The organism is Janthinobacterium kumbetense (assembly GCF_023703445.1).
In the GTDB taxonomy this organism is placed as follows: Bacteria; Pseudomonadota; Gammaproteobacteria; order Burkholderiales; family Burkholderiaceae_D; genus Janthinobacterium; species Janthinobacterium kumbetense.
Genome location: NZ_JAMQGR010000017.1, coordinates 39,236 through 53,196, shown reverse-complemented (window position 1 = coordinate 53,196; position 13,961 = coordinate 39,236). Strand labels below are relative to the sequence as shown.

The 13,961-nt window shown below is 63.8% G+C and carries 13 protein-coding genes; 10 read left to right on the top strand and 3 right to left on the bottom strand.

What is annotated here, in order from left to right; translation table 11 throughout:
* Positions 1 to 34 precede the first annotated feature (34 nt).
* The 9 genes from NCG91_RS26495 to NCG91_RS26455 all read left to right on the top strand — a co-directional run bounded on the left by NCG91_RS26495 (position 35) and on the right by NCG91_RS26455 (position 10,931).
* Positions 35 to 556, top strand: a complete 522-nt coding sequence (locus NCG91_RS26495; protein WP_251351853.1) for a hypothetical protein — start codon at positions 35 to 37, stop codon at positions 554 to 556.
* Between the two features lie 7 nt (positions 557 to 563).
* A complete protein-coding gene (locus tag NCG91_RS26490; RefSeq protein WP_251351852.1) occupies positions 564 to 2,198 on the top strand; it encodes a GMC family oxidoreductase in 1,635 nt (544 codons plus the stop codon).
* Positions 2,195 to 3,151, top strand: a complete 957-nt coding sequence (locus tag NCG91_RS26485) for an esterase/lipase family protein (RefSeq protein ID WP_251351851.1) — start codon at positions 2,195 to 2,197, stop codon at positions 3,149 to 3,151. The genes NCG91_RS26490 and NCG91_RS26485 overlap by 4 nt, the downstream gene beginning before the upstream one ends.
* Before the next feature lie 302 nt (positions 3,152 to 3,453).
* The gene (locus NCG91_RS26480; RefSeq protein WP_251351850.1) at positions 3,454 to 7,092 is read left to right on the top strand and encodes an EAL domain-containing protein; all 3,639 of its coding nucleotides are present in this window, start codon (positions 3,454 to 3,456) and stop codon (positions 7,090 to 7,092) included.
* Positions 7,093 to 7,226: 134 nt separating this feature from the next.
* Positions 7,227 to 7,844, top strand: a complete 618-nt coding sequence (locus NCG91_RS26475; protein ID WP_251351849.1) for a phasin family protein — start codon at positions 7,227 to 7,229, stop codon at positions 7,842 to 7,844.
* Positions 7,845 to 7,981: 137 nt separating this feature from the next.
* Positions 7,982 to 8,653 (top strand): TetR/AcrR family transcriptional regulator, encoded by a 672-nt coding sequence (locus tag NCG91_RS26470; RefSeq protein WP_034758777.1) that lies wholly within the window; start codon positions 7,982 to 7,984, stop codon positions 8,651 to 8,653.
* Between the two features lie 41 nt (positions 8,654 to 8,694).
* Positions 8,695 to 9,468 (top strand): tetratricopeptide repeat protein, encoded by a 774-nt coding sequence (locus NCG91_RS26465; RefSeq protein WP_099664834.1) that lies wholly within the window; start codon positions 8,695 to 8,697, stop codon positions 9,466 to 9,468.
* Between the two features lie 11 nt (positions 9,469 to 9,479).
* Positions 9,480 to 10,025, top strand: coding sequence for an LOG family protein (locus NCG91_RS26460; RefSeq protein WP_180278808.1), 546 nt, complete (start codon positions 9,480 to 9,482; stop codon positions 10,023 to 10,025).
* Positions 10,026 to 10,337: 312 nt separating this feature from the next.
* Complete coding sequence (locus NCG91_RS26455) at positions 10,338 to 10,931, top strand: PEP-CTERM sorting domain-containing protein (RefSeq protein ID WP_099664832.1); 594 nt, start codon at positions 10,338 to 10,340, stop codon at positions 10,929 to 10,931.
* A gap of 126 nt (positions 10,932 to 11,057) precedes the next feature.
* Here the strand turns inward: NCG91_RS26455 and NCG91_RS26450 are convergent, their stop codons facing one another.
* The 3 genes from NCG91_RS26450 to NCG91_RS26440 all read right to left on the bottom strand — a co-directional run bounded on the left by NCG91_RS26450 (position 11,058) and on the right by NCG91_RS26440 (position 12,715).
* Positions 11,058 to 11,570, bottom strand: a complete 513-nt coding sequence (locus NCG91_RS26450; RefSeq protein WP_034758768.1) for a YgjP-like metallopeptidase domain-containing protein — start codon at positions 11,568 to 11,570, stop codon at positions 11,058 to 11,060.
* Positions 11,571 to 11,738: 168 nt separating this feature from the next.
* Complete coding sequence (locus tag NCG91_RS26445; RefSeq protein WP_099664831.1) at positions 11,739 to 12,155, bottom strand: KGG domain-containing protein; 417 nt, start codon at positions 12,153 to 12,155, stop codon at positions 11,739 to 11,741.
* A gap of 47 nt (positions 12,156 to 12,202) precedes the next feature.
* Positions 12,203 to 12,715 carry a phasin family protein gene (locus tag NCG91_RS26440; RefSeq protein WP_251351848.1) on the bottom strand — a complete coding sequence of 171 codons (513 nt, stop codon included), beginning with the start codon at positions 12,713 to 12,715 and terminating at the stop codon, positions 12,203 to 12,205.
* Positions 12,716 to 13,060: 345 nt separating this feature from the next.
* On the opposite strand from NCG91_RS26440, the gene purU reads away from it, so the two are divergent.
* Positions 13,061 to 13,942, top strand: a complete 882-nt coding sequence (gene purU / locus NCG91_RS26435) for a formyltetrahydrofolate deformylase (RefSeq protein ID WP_077401742.1) — start codon at positions 13,061 to 13,063, stop codon at positions 13,940 to 13,942.
* The last annotated feature ends 19 nt before the right edge of the window (positions 13,943 to 13,961 follow it).

Below are 13,961 nucleotides of genomic sequence, written 5' to 3'. Positions count from 1 at the left end.
TGCAAAAGGCGGTATAAAACAAGGGGATAGGGGTATGCAACGCAGATCGTTTCTGAAACTGGGCGTGCTCGGCGCCTGCGCGCTGGCCGCCGGAGGGGCGGCCTATCGCCTGGTGCGCGGGCCGGCGCCACCAGGCCGCTTCGTCCTCGATGGCGCGGCGCGCGCGGCGCTGGCGGCCATCGTGCCGGCCATGCTGGGCAGCGCGCTGCCGCGGGAAACCCCCGCGCGGGCCGCGGCGCTCGATGGCGCCATCGCCGGCGTGGACACGGCCATCCGCGGCTTGCCCCTGGCGGCGCAGCAGGAAGTGCAGGATTTGTTCGGTTTGCTGGCGCTGGCGCCCGCGCGGCGCTTCGTCGCCGGCGTCAAAGATGGCTGGCGCGAAGCCGACCCCGCCCAGGTGGCCGCCTTCCTGCAATCGTGGCGCACGCACCGCCTGGCCACCCTGCAGACGGCCTACCTGGCCCTGCACGACCTGATCCTCGGCGCCTGGTATGCCGATGCCGCCCACTGGGCCGCCATCGGCTATCCGGGACCGCTGCCCGAACTGAGCGCATAAGGCATCCATGAGCACATCTCCCATACCCGATCCCATCGCCATCGGCGTGGCCGGCGGCTGGAACGTCACCGACGCCAGCACCCTGAATGCCGACCGCACCCTGGAGGCGGATGTCGTCGTCATCGGCAGCGGCGCCGGCGGCGGCGTGACGGCGGAAATTCTCGCGCTGGCCGGCCTGAAAGTCTTGATCGTCGAAGAGGGCGGCTTGAAGTCTTCGCGCGACTTCAAGATGCGCGAAGCGGACGCCTATCCCGCGCTGTACCAGGAATCGGCCGCGCGCAAGACGCGCGACAAGGCCATCAACATTTTGCAGGGGCGCACCGTGGGCGGTTCGACCACCGTCAACTGGACGTCGAGCTTCCGCACGCCGCCCGGCACCCTCGATTACTGGCGCAAGCATTTTGGCTTGTCCGGCTATTCCGTGGACGCCATGGCGCCGTGGTTCGCCATGATGGAAAAACGCCTGCACGTGAGCGACTGGGCCGCGCCGCCGAATGAAAACAACGACTTATTGCGGCGTGGCGCCACGGCGCTGGGCATCCCCACGGCCGCCATCCGGCGCAATGTGAACGGCTGCTGGAACCTCGGCTACTGCGGCATGGGTTGCCCCACCAACGCCAAGCAATCGATGCTGGTGACGACGATCCCCTCGGCGCTGGCGCTGGGCGCGGGCCTGCTCGTGCATGCGCGCGCGGAACGCTTCAGCTTCAAGGGCGAGCGCATCGACAGCCTGCAGGTGACGGCGCTCGATGCTGCCGGTCAGGCGCCCACGGGCGTGCGCCTCACCTTGCGCGCCAGGCACTTCGTGCTGGCCGGCGGCGCCATCAATTCGCCCGCGCTGCTGCTGCGCTCGCAGGCGCCCGATCCGCACGGCTTGCTGGGGCGGCGCACCTTCCTGCATCCGACGGTGATTTCGGCGGGCTTGTTCAAGCAGCGCGTCGACGCCTATGCGGGCGCACCGCAGACGATTTATTCCGACCATTTCCTGCACACGGCGCCCATCGATGGCCCCATCGGCTACAAGCTCGAAGCGCCGCCCCTGCATCCGCTGCTGATGGCCACCACCATGGGCGGCTTCGGCGACGAGCATGCGCGCACCATGCGCGACTTCCCCCATGCGCACGCCTTGCTGGCGCTGCTGCGCGACGGCTTTCACCATGAAGCGGCGGGCGGCAGCGTATCGATCGACAGCTTCGGCGCGCCCGTGCTCGACTATCCGCTCACGCCCTTCATCTGGGACGGCGTGCGGCGCGCGCTGCTGTCGATGGCGGAAATCCAGTTCGCGGCCGGCGCGCGGAGCGTGTATCCCGTGCACGAGCTGGCCAGCCACTACGCCAGCTGGACGCAGGCGAAACAGGCCATCGGCGATTTGCCGATGAAGGCGCTGCTGGCGCGCGTGGTATCGGCCCACGTGATGGGCGGCTGCGCCATGTCGGACGATGCGCGCCTGGGCGTGACGGGCGCCGACGGCCGCTACCACGGCGTGCGCAACCTGTCCGTGCACGACGGCTCGGTGTTCCCCACCTCGATAGGCGCCAATCCGCAACTGACGCTGTATGCGCTGGCCGCGCGCCTGGCCAGCGGCCTGGCGCGGGAGCTGACGGGCAAGCCGGCGCCCGTTCCCGTCGCAGGCACGGCATGATCGCGCGCATCCTCAGGTGGCTGATGCTGCTGCAAGTGCTGGCCGTGCTGGCGGTGGCGTACCTGGCCATGCATGCCTGGGGCGTCGCGTCGCCGGTGCTGGCCCTGCTGCTGGCGGGCGCCATGCTGCTGGCCGTGCGCGCGCTGGTCGTGGCGCGCAATTTCCGGGAAAGCCGGCATCTTGGCAGTCCAGTGCCGCCGGAGCATCAGTTGGGCGTGCGGGGCGCCGCGCGGCTGTTCCTGGGCGAGTTGCGCGCCACGCTGTGGACGTCGTCGTGGGGCATGCTGCGTCCGCGCCTGCATGCGGCCGACACCGTCGCTGGCCAGGGCTTGCCGGTGCTGCTGATCCACGGCTATGTGTGCAACCGCGGCTACTGGGCGCAGCTGAGCCGGCAGCTGGCGCGGGCCGGCATCGCGCACGACGGCGTCGACCTGGAACCGATAGGCGCCGATATCGAGGAATTCGTGCCGCAGGTCGAGCAAGCCATCGCGGCGCTGTGCGCCCGCACGGGCAGCGACCGCGCCATCATCGTCGCCCACAGCATGGGCGGCCTGGTGGCGCGCGCCTGGCTACGCCATTACGGCGCGGCCCGCGTGGCGCGCATCGTCACCATCGGCACGCCGCACCACGGCACGGTGCTGGCCAATGTGGCGGCGGGCGCCAATGCGCGCCAGATGAGCCGTATCCATGGCGCGCCCAGCGGCTGGCTGGCGCAGCTGGCCGCAAGCGAGACGCCGGAGACGCGCGCCCTGATCACCTCGATTTACTCGCACCACGATAATATTGTCGCGCCGCAATCTTCCGCGCATTTGCCCGGCGCGCGCAATCTTGCCTTCGGCGGCATCGGCCACGTGGCGCTGGCCAGCGATGCGCGCGTGCTGCGTCAGCTGTTGGCGGAAATCACTATCAAGACCGAAGTCGCCCAGCCCCCATCTTCCCCCCGTTTTGCCTGAATCCTGTTGTGTTTTATCTGCATGGCAAGACTGTCTCTTTTGACTCTGCTGTTGCCCGTGTTTAACAGCGTCACGGGCAGAAAATGCTGTTTTCCACTGGCGTACTGTATTAAGCTAACGTCAGAAGACCGCTGGCGGAAATTTGTTCCCGAGGCCGCTTGCGTAGCTCTGCTGGTACCCTGCGCACAGATATTTTTCTGGATGTATGGCAAGATGTTATAGGATTGTTATGTTAGCCGCGCATGCGGAAAGTTGAACGCAGGCGGAAAATGAGTCCATGCAGTTTTTATTGGGGGCGCTAATTGTCCGCACGTATCCTGATTATTGAAGATAACGCCACCAATATGGAATTGATGGTGTATTTGCTGCGCGCCTTCGGGTACACGCCGCTGGCAGCCTATGACGGCGAAGAGGGCGTGCGCATGGCGCGCAGCGAATTGCCGGACTTGATCATTTGCGACGTGCATTTGCCCAAGCTCGACGGCTACGGCGTGGTGGCGGAGCTGAAGAAAGACCCGCGGCTGCGCGCGATCCCGGCCCTGGCCGTGACGGCGCTGGCCATGGTGGGCGACCGCGAACGCCTGCTCGAGGCGGGTTTCAATGGCTACATCGGCAAGCCGATCGAGCCCGACCTTTTCGTTGCGGAGCTGGAGTCTTTTTTACCCGGGGCGCCGTCGACGCCAGTTAAAAACGACATAGCCACCATCCTGATCGTCGATGATCATGTGCTGAACCGCGAGTTCCTGACCGCGCTGCTGGGTTACGGCGGCCACCGCCTGCTGGAAGCGGCGAATGGCGCCGACGCGCTGGAAATCCTGCGCACCGAGCGGCCCGACCTGATCATTTCCGACATCCTTATGCCGAACATGGACGGCTACGAATTCGTCACGCGCGTGCATGCCGACCCCGCGCTGACCGACGTGCCCATCATCTTCTATACGGCCACCTACCGGGAGCAGGAAGCGATCCTGCTGGCGCAGGCCTGCGGCGTGCGCTGGGTGCTGCCCAAGCCGTCCGACCCCGAGGTCATCGTGCGCACCGTCAACGAGGCGCTGGGGCTGATGCCGGCGGCGGCACAGGTGCCGGGTGCGCCGGGCGCCGGCGGCGGCGCGGCGCTTCCCGCCGCAGGCAAGCTGGCCGGCATCGAGCACCAGGTCAGCGGCTACCTCGATGAACTCGAATCGAGCAGCCAGCAGATTTCGCAGCTGGCCAGCCAGCGCGAGGGTCAGGCCGCCATCCCCGAAGACCTGGGCGTCATGACGGAGCGCCTGTCGCGTTCCCTGTCGAGCCTGCAGGCGGTCAGCCTGCGCCTGACGGCCTTGATCGAGCTGGGCATCGAGCTGGGCGCCGAACGCGATCCGCGCGCCCTGATCGAGGCGGGCTGCAAGGTGGCGCAGAATATCTGCGTCTCGAAGTACGCCTGCATCGGCGTGCTGGAAGAGGGCGCCGAAAAGCTCAGCTATTTTTCTTCGTGCGGCGCCGAGAAAAACCTCGAGCGCATCGCCAGCGCGCCGCGCACGGGCATCCTGAACCGCTTGCTGGAGCAGCGCCAGCCCTACCGGGTCAATGGCTTGAAGGGCGACCCCGGCGCGCTGGGCCTGCCCGACACGCACCCGCCCGTGCACTCCTTCCTGGGCGTGGCCATCGCCTCGCGTGAACGCAGCCACGGCTGGCTGTACCTGGTCGACAAGCTGGGGGCGACTGAGTTTTCCGAAGTCGACGAGCGGGTCGCCGCCACGGTGGCGGCGCAGATCGCCGTCGCCTACGACAACCTGCTGCTGTACGACGAGATCAAGCGCCATCACGAGCAGCTGACCCTGGACATGGCGGCGCGCATCCGCCTCGATGAAGACTTGCGCCGCTTCCGCCTGGCGATGGACGCCACGGCCGACGCGATTTTCCTCGTCGACCGCGCCGGCATGTGCTTCGTCGACGTCAACCAGACGGCTTGCCGCATGCTCGGTTTCGAGCGCGAGGATTTCCTGCGCGTGGGGCCTGGCCGCGCGCACGACGGCGAATCCCAGCTGGAAGAGCTGTACAACAAGCTGCTGGCCGGCGACCAGGGCGGGCCGATGACGGAATTGCAGTTGCAGCGCAAGGACGGCTCGCCGCTGTCGGTGGAAGTGCAGCGGCGCACCCTGCGCTCGGGGCAGAGCTGGATACTGGTGGCCGTGGCGCGCGACATCACCGAGCGCAAGGATGCCGAGCAGCGCCTGATGAAGCTGGCCCATTTCGACACCTTGACGGGCTTGCCGAACCGCAGCCAGTTCTACGTCTCGCTGACCCATTCCCTGGCCCAGGCGGCCGAACACCAGTGGGCCGTGGCCGTGCTGTTCATGGATATCGACCGCTTCAAGAATATCAACGACACCCTGGGCCACACCATCGGCGACGACCTGTTGCGCCAGTTTTCCAGCCGCCTCGTCGATTGCCTGCGCGTGCGCGATACCATCGGCCGCTTTGGCGGCGACGAATTTGCCACCATCCTGGTGCTGCCCGACGGCGCCCAGCACGCCGTGGGCGTGGTCCACAAGGTGCGCGAGGCGATGCGCAAGCCCTTCGATTTGCAGGGCCATGAAGTGACGGTGACGGTCAGCATCGGCATTTCCGTGTACCCCGACGATGGCGTCGATGCGGACACGCTGATTCAATATGCCGACACGGCCATGTACCGCGCCAAGGAGGCGGGCCGCGACGCCTTCCGCTTCTTCACGGCGGAAATGAATGCGCAGTCGATGGCGCGGCTGGACATGGAAAACGCCCTGCGGCGCGCCATCGACAACGAGGAATTCGTGCTGTTCTTCCAGCCCAAGGTGAATATCATCTCGGGGCGCATCAGCGGCGCCGAAGCGCTGATACGCTGGCGCCGCCCCGGTCACGGCATGGTTTCGCCGGCCCTGTTCATCCCCCTGCTGGAAGAAACGGGACTCATCGTGCGCGTCGGTAACTGGGTGCTCGACGAAGCGTGCAAGAAGATCAGCGAGTGGGGCGCCAGCAGCATCGGGCCCGTGCACCTGTCGGTGAACGTCTCGGGCATCCAGTTTTTCGTCGGCGGCCTGGAAGAGGAGGTGCTCAAGGCCATCCGCAAATACGAGATCGCGCCCGAGCTGCTGGAGCTGGAACTGACGGAAAGCTCGCTGATGTCGAACGCCGAGGAAACCATCGCCGTGCTGCGCAACCTGAAGGCGCTGGGCATCCAGATTTCCATCGACGATTTCGGCACCGGCTATTCCAGCCTGGCCTACCTGAAGCGCTTCCCCATCGACAAGCTGAAGATCGACATCGCCTTCGTGCGCGAAGTCACCAGCAATCCGGACGACGCGGCCATCGTGCTGGCCATCATCAGCATGGCGCACAGCATGAAGCTGGAAGTGATCGCCGAAGGCGTGGAAAACGACGCGCAGCTGGCCTATTTGCGGCGCCACGGCTGCGACGAGATGCAGGGGTATTATTTCAGTCGCCCCGTGCCGCACGAGGAATTCGAGCAGATGTTGATGGGCGGCAAGTTGCTGCAGGCGCCTGAGGATGCCGCCGGCGAAGAGCAGCAAACTTTGCTGATCGTCGACGATGATGTCTTCATGCTCGACGTGCTCAGCGACTTCCTGGCGCAGGACGGCTACCGCATCCTCACGGCGCAGACGGCCGCCGAAGGCTTCGACATCCTGGCGCGCCACAAGGTGCAGGTGATCCTGTGCGACCAGTGCATGCCGCTCATGAGCGGCACCGAATTCATGGAACGGGTCAAGCACCTGTGTCCCGACACTTTCCGCATCATGCTGTCGGCCTTTGCCGACCTGACGCCCATCATGGCGGCCATCAACCGCGGCGCCGTCGACCGCTTCTACACGAAACCGTGGAAAGGCGCCGTGCTGCGCGAGAATATCCGCGAAGGTTTCCGCCTGCACAAGCTGCTGCATGGCCAGGTGAAGGCGGCGGCCTAGGCGCTGGCCGCTGCGTGCGCTGGCGCACCTTCAGAGGCAGCTTTCTATCGGATTAGACTCCCGTCTCTAGTTTTGCTCTCTAGAATAAAAGTATCCATGAAGTGGCATGGCCTTTCATATGACGGGAGCTGGCGATGGTGAAGAAATTGAAGGAATTGGCGGAAGACAAGGAATTGGCGAACGCCGTGCGCTCGTCGGCGCAGCAGATCTGGCAAGCGGGCCTGGGCGCCTTCGCCAAGGCGCAGGAAGAGGGGGGACGCGTGTTTTCCCGGCTGGTGAAGGAAGGCACGGAATTCCAGAAGCGCGCCGAAGACAAGGTTTCCGGCGTGAGCGACAGTGTCAGCAAGCTGGCCGATGGCGTGGGCAAGCAGGCCAGCGGCTCCTGGGACAAGCTGGAGCAGGTGTTTGAAGAGCGTGTCGCGCGCGCCCTGGCCACCATCGGCGTGCCCACGCAACAGGATATTTCCGCACTGCACGCGCAGATCGAGGCCTTGAGCCGGCAGGTGGCGGCGCTGTCGGCCCAGGCCGCGCCGGCGCCCAAGCCGAAGGCCGCGGCCAAGCCCGCCGTGAAGGCGGCGCCGAAAATGGCACCGAAAACCGCGCCGAAAGCGGTCGTCGCCAAGGCCCCGGCCAAGCCGGCAGCCCGGAGCGCGCCGCGCGCGGCGGCCAAGCCGGCGAGCAAAGCGGTGAGCAAGCCGGCAAGCAAGCCGGCAGCGAGACCGGCGGCGAAGAAAAAAGCGCCGGCCGCCTGAGCCGGTGCCGCATCCCTCCAGCCTGCGCGAGCAGGCTTTTTCTTGCCCGGCTTTTCGTTGGCGCCCGGGGGCGGAGTGTTTCATTACAGCTATCTTAGGTGGTATGCTTGAGGCAGAACACAGAGAGATTGCCCGCCATGCTACAAAAAGCACCACGCCGTACCCGCGAACGCATCCTGGAGTTGTCGCTGCGCCTGTTCAATGAGTTTGGTGAGCCGAATATCACGACGACCGTGATTGCGGAAGAGATGAACATTTCGCCCGGCAACCTGTATTACCACTTCCGTAACAAGGACGACATCGTCAATTCCATCTTCGTCCAGTTCGAGGCGGAAATCGAACGCATCCTGACCGTACCCGACGGGCGCCGCTCGAATATCGAGGATGTCTGGCTGTATTTGCACCTGATGTTCGAACTGATCTGGCGCTACCGCTTCTTCTATCGCGACCTCAACGATTTGCTGTCGCGCAACCGCAAGCTGGAATTGCACTTCAAGCTGATCCTGGCGCACAAGATCAAGGTGGCCACGCAGCTGTGCGAAGACTTGCGCAGCGAACAGTCGCTGGAAGCGTCGGACATGGAAGTGGCCGCGATGGCGACGAATATGGTGGTCGTCGCCACCTACTGGCTGTCGTACGAATATGTGCGCAACCCGCGCAAGTACAGCGAGCAGCAATCGATGTCCGACGCGCTGGCGCGCGGCTGTTACCAGGTGCTGTCCCTGATCGGGCCGTATTTACGCAATGAAACGCATTTGCTGTTTCGCAAACTGTCGGAAGAGTATGTGACAAAACTCAAGAACGACTGACGCGACTGCTGGCGCCACGTCGTCATTTACAGGAGAGATATATGGCTTGGAAACAATTTCCTTATCCGGACGAAGCATATGTCTACACCCCGCAAACCCTGGAAGCGGCCTGGGCGCGCCTGCATGCGGGCGATGTGGAACCCTTTCCCACGCACCCGGCGCTGGTGCAGGCGTGGCTGGCCTTCCATGCGGGCGACTTCGAGCGGGCCGTGAAACTGGGCCTGGCTGTCGGCGTGCCCGGCTATGCGGTGGCGCACAAGGCGACCTGCATCTATGCCACGCACCTGGAAGTGGACGACAGCCGGAAACTCGACATGTACGAGGAAGTGGCGGAGCGCTGCGAGCGCCAGCAGAGCGAGCAGCCGGACAATCCGGCCGGCTACTACTGGCACGCCTACAGCCTGGGCCGCTACGCGCTGGGCACGTCCGTCGTCAAGGCCCTGGCGCAGGGCATGGGCGCGCGCGTGCGCAATAGCCTGGACCGCACGATGACGGTGGCGCCCATGCATGCGGAAGCGCATATCGCGTTTGGGATTTATCATACGGAAATTATCGACAAGGTCGGCGCCATGATAGGCGGCCTGACCTACGGCGCCAACAAGGAAGATGGCTACCAGCACTTCAAGACGGCGCTGGCCCTGACGCCGTATTCGGCGCTGGCGCACAGCGAATATGCGCGCGCCTTGAATATGCTCGACGGAAAGAAAAAGCTGGCGGAAGCGCTGGCCCTGTATGAAAAGGCGGCCGAGTGCGTGGCACTGGACGCCAAGGAGCGCCTCGAGGTCGAGGCGGCGATCGATGAATTGAAAGGGTAGGGAATACTGTGATCAAGGCTTTATGTGTGTATTGCGGCGCCAACGCGGGCGTCTCGCCGGACTATGCCGTGGCGGCGCGCGAACTGGCGCGCGTGCTGGTGGCGGAAAATATCTCGCTCGTGTATGGCGGCGGCAAGGTGGGACTGATGGGCGTGATCGCCGATGAAGTGCTGCGCCTGGGCGGCGAGGTGACGGGCGTGATTCCCACCCAGCTGGTCGAGCGCGAAGTGGGGCACACAGGCTTGACGCGGCAGTTCATCGTGAAGGACATGCACGAGCGCAAGGCGATGATGGCCAGCCTGTCCGACGCCTTCATTGCCATGCCCGGCGGCTATGGCACCCTGGAAGAGCTGTTCGAGATGCTCACCTGGGCCCAGCTGGGCTTGCACGCCAAGCCCATCGGCTTGCTCAATGTCGACCGTTTTTATGACGGCTTGATCGCTTTCGTGCAAAACGGCAAGGAACAGGGCTTCATCCGCCCGCAGCACGCGGCGTTCCTGAACGCCGATGCCGATCCTGCGGCCCTGGTGCAGCGGTTGAAGGATAGTGCGCCGTAAATCTTCTTTGTGAAGTCTCATCCAGAGCCATGCATTGTGAAATGCATGGCTTTTTTATTTCTGTGCGGGAAAATTGATCAAGATCAATTAATTAATTAATATAAATATAGCTAGAATGTTTCCACGCAGGCATGTTTTTTTGAAAATGAAGATGCTTTTTATGCATGAATGTGTTCTACTGCAATTGTTCAAAAGACAGGCATGTCGGACACCCAGCGAGGCGCCTCCCGTTTCCCGCTACGACGCCTAGATATTGCAAGTTGCCACAACCTCGCTACTTCATCATCTTGAAAGGATATTATTGTGAAACCAATGACTCTCTTGCGCGCGACTGCCGTCGCCGCCATTCTCGCCGCCGGCGGCGCCCATGCACAAACCACCGTCATCGGCTTCGATGCGCTGGAGCAACCCGGCATTCTCGGCTCCGTCTTCGACTCCTATTCCGAAGGCGGCTACAATTTCGACAGCAGCTTCTTGGGCTTGCTCAGTTCTGCCCATCAAAGCAACTTTGCCTATGCCGGCTCGGCCGGTCTTGGCGCCACCGTGCTGACGACGACAACCTTGAGCCGTACCGATGGCGCCGCTTTCTCGCTGAGCTCGATCCGTCTGGCTGACTTCGTGAGCTTGCCTGGCCCTTACGACGTGACGTTCTTCGGCCATCAGGTGGGCGGCGGCACGGTGACCCAGACCTTCAGCCTCGATGGCAGCCATAACTTCAGCGATTACACGTTCACGGGTTTCAACAACCTGCTGTCGGCAACGTGGCAGGAGGGCGCCTTGCACACCTTCCAGGTCGACAATATCGCCGCCAGCGTGAGCGCCGTGCCGGAACCGGCCACCTACGGCATGATGCTGGGCGGACTGGGCTTGCTGGCCTTCCTGCGCCGCCGCAAGAACGCCGCCTGAGCCTGAGCACGCTGCCGGTCCCGCCGGCACATGCGTCATGAGCCGCCCGTCTTGCCGGGCGGCTACTCTGACCCACACCAACAATGCCGCCCAATGGATGCCCGGGGCGGCATTGTTATGTGGATGTCATGACCACAGGCGCTGGCCGGACAGGTCGAGCTGGGTCAGGTACAGGCGCACGTCGAATTCGTACTGGTGGTATTGCGGTTCCATATACGTGCACAGCTTGTAGAACGCCTTGTCATGCTGCTTTTCCTTCACGTGCGCCAGTTCGTGCACGGCGATCATGCGCAGGAATTCCAGCGGCACTTCCTTGAACATGGTGGCCACGCGGATTTCATGCTTGGCCTTGAGCTTGCCACCTTGCACGCGCGAGATCGAGGTATGCAAGCCCAGCGCGTGCTGGATCACATGGATCTTGCTGTCGAACGCCACTTTGTTGATGGGCTCGGCATTGCGCAGGAATTCATTCTTCAAGTCCTGCACATACTGGTATAAAGCCTTGTCGTTGCGTACATCGTGCGCGTTCGGATAGCGTTTCAACAGGACGTCGCCCAGCTTGTCTTGCGCGATCAGTTGCTGCACTTGCGCTTGCGTTTGTTCGGAATAGGCGCTCAGGTATTTCAGGGATGGCTGCATGCGGGGAAGGGCGGGGCGTGGCGCGGAGGTGTCGGTAAGGCGAGAATGTACCATACCGCCGCCCCCCGCGCTGCGCCAGCCCTTGCACGGGGCTGCCAGGGCTGCCAGGGCCGCCCCTGCCTACCTGCATCAGGCCGCGCGCCGCAGGGGCAGCCCGGCCTGCCCCGCTCAGCCCGCTCCGCCTGCTCCGCCCTTGTCGTCCTCGTCCTTGCCGCCTTGCCGGCCAGTGCGGCCCTGCTCGGTGCCGCCGCTGCGCGTGGCCGTGCCGCTGCGGCTTTCATTGGCGCGCTGGGCCGATTGCCGGCTTTCGCCACCCTTGCGGCCGATTTCCGCCATGTGTTCGCGGTTGCGGCTGACGGCTTCGCCGCCTTTCTGTCCGGCCCGGCGCGCTTCTTCCGAGTCGAATTCATGCGCCGTGCCCTTTTGATGGGCTGCCTGGCCGCCCTTGCTGGCGATTTCGCGTTGCTGTTCCTCGTTCATGGCGGCGAAACCGCGCTTGCTCGGGCCTTTGCCGCTGCCCGATTCGCCGGCTTTCTGGCTGCTGCCAGCGCCTTTGCCCTGTTCATTACCTTGATTGCTAGCCATGTCGCTCTCCTTGCTGTCGAGTGGGGTCAAGTGGTCAATTCAAGTGCTCAATGCGCCTGATCGGATTGCCTGCCGGTATCGCGGCTGCGGCCGGCGCCATTGCTGGGGGCCGTGGCGTGCATCCTTTCGATCATTTCACGCTGGCGCTGCGTGGCTTTTTCCGTTTCCTCGGCCGTCTTGCGCACCACTTCGTCAGCGAAGGCCACGGCCGTGCGCCTCGCTTCGGGCAGGTGGTTCTCTGCCGTGCGGTTCATTTCGACATTGGCGTTGGCGACGAGGTTGCCGAGCTGCTGCTGGTACTGCTGCAGCTTGTTGCTGCTCGGCTGCAACTGGGCTGCGGCCAGCGACATGAACTCGCCCGTGTCGCGCGCGCACAGCAGTTGCTGGCTGGCGCTGCTCCATTCCTGCAGCAAGTCTTGCGCCAGCCGCAGATGCAGCTCGCTCAGTTGCTGCGCCGTATCGACCAGCTTGCGCGATAGTTCCGTGGCGAAATTGCACTGGGCCTCCAGGTGGGACTTCAGGGCAGGGCTGAAACTGGGGGAAATACTGTTTGTGAACATGTTCTACCTCAATGAAAAACGGATCCAGGAAACACCCGGTGCACCGGATGCGGCGTATGGTGAAACAAGCAAAGGGATAGACGCCGGATGGCGTGCCAGGTTCCACGCCAGCTGCCCGTTTGGCGGGGGAATGGCGCCTGGAAGACGGAAAAATGCGATGACTTTGTGTTAGATCAAATAAACGTGAATCGGCTTGTCGCCGCCGGCAGCCATGCTGCTTGTGTGGAAAATGCGGGTTGACCGGCCTGGCCGTGCGACAATAGCCGGCTCGCGGCAGCGCAGCCGATGGCCGGCGCGCGTGGCTGAGCCGAGCATAGCCCACTTTTTTTGCTTTATTCCGCGACCATGACGCATCCCGAATACATCCTGACCCTGTCCTGCCTGGACCAGCGCGGCATCGTGCACCGCGTGTCCGGCTTCCTGGCCGAACGCGGCTGCAACATCCTCGATTCCGCCCAGTTCGGCGACCAGGAATCCCAGCTGTTCTTCATGCGCGTGCATTTCGCGCTGGAAGACGGCGCCGTCAGCGACGCCCAGTTGCGCAGCGACTTCGCCGACCTGTCGCAAGCCATGCAGTTGAACGGCCCCTTCCACGGCCAGCTGCACGATGCGCGCGTCAAGCCGCGCGTCATGCTGATGGTGTCGAAGATCGGCCATTGCCTGAACGATTTGCTGTTCCGCTACAAGAGCGGCTTGCTGAACGTGGAAATTCCCGCCATCGTGTCGAACCACATGGAGTTCTACCAGCTGGCGGCCAGCTACAATATTCCGTTCCACCACCTGCCGCTGGCCACCGGCGCGCCGGAAGCGGCCAAGCTGGCGCAGGAAGCGAAGATCATCGACTTGATGGATACGCACAAGATCGACCTGGTGGTACTGGCGCGCTACATGCAGATCCTGTCGCCTGGCCTGTGCCAGGCGCTCGACGGCCGCGCCATCAATATCCACCATTCCTTCCTGCCCAGCTTCAAGGGCGCCAAGCCGTATGCGCAGGCGCATCACCGCGGCGTCAAGCTGATCGGCGCGACGGCCCATTTCGTCACGGGCGACCTGGATGAAGGCCCGATCATCGAGCAGGACGTCGAGCGCGTCGACCATGCGATGGATGCGGAAACCCTGACGGCCATCGGCCGCGACGTCGAGTGCGTGGTGCTGGCGCGCGCCGTGAAATGGTTCGTCGAGCACCGCATCCTGAAAAATGGCGACAAGACCGTGGTTTTCCGCTGATACCGACTTCACTATTCAC

Bases quoted from the DNA above. Each gene is read 5' to 3' on its own strand.
- NCG91_RS26495 (WP_251351853.1), top strand. From the start codon at position 35: ATGCAACGCAGATCGTTTCTGAAACTGGGCGTGCTCGGCGCCTGCGCG.
- NCG91_RS26490 (WP_251351852.1), top strand. From the start codon at position 564: ATGAGCACATCTCCCATACCCGATCCCATCGCCATCGGCGTGGCCGGC.
- NCG91_RS26485 (WP_251351851.1), top strand. From the start codon at position 2,195: ATGATCGCGCGCATCCTCAGGTGGCTGATGCTGCTGCAAGTGCTGGCC.
- NCG91_RS26475 (WP_251351849.1), top strand. From the start codon at position 7,227: ATGGTGAAGAAATTGAAGGAATTGGCGGAAGACAAGGAATTGGCGAAC.
- NCG91_RS26470 (WP_034758777.1), top strand. From the start codon at position 7,982: ATGCTACAAAAAGCACCACGCCGTACCCGCGAACGCATCCTGGAGTTG.
- NCG91_RS26465 (WP_099664834.1), top strand. From the start codon at position 8,695: ATGGCTTGGAAACAATTTCCTTATCCGGACGAAGCATATGTCTACACC.
- NCG91_RS26455 (WP_099664832.1), top strand. From the start codon at position 10,338: ATGACTCTCTTGCGCGCGACTGCCGTCGCCGCCATTCTCGCCGCCGGC.
- NCG91_RS26450 (WP_034758768.1), bottom strand. From the start codon at position 11,570: ATGCAGCCATCCCTGAAATACCTGAGCGCCTATTCCGAACAAACGCAA.
- NCG91_RS26445 (WP_099664831.1), bottom strand. From the start codon at position 12,155: ATGGCTAGCAATCAAGGTAATGAACAGGGCAAAGGCGCTGGCAGCAGC.
- NCG91_RS26440 (WP_251351848.1), bottom strand. From the start codon at position 12,715: ATGTTCACAAACAGTATTTCCCCCAGTTTCAGCCCTGCCCTGAAGTCC.
- purU (WP_077401742.1), top strand. From the start codon at position 13,061: ATGACGCATCCCGAATACATCCTGACCCTGTCCTGCCTGGACCAGCGC.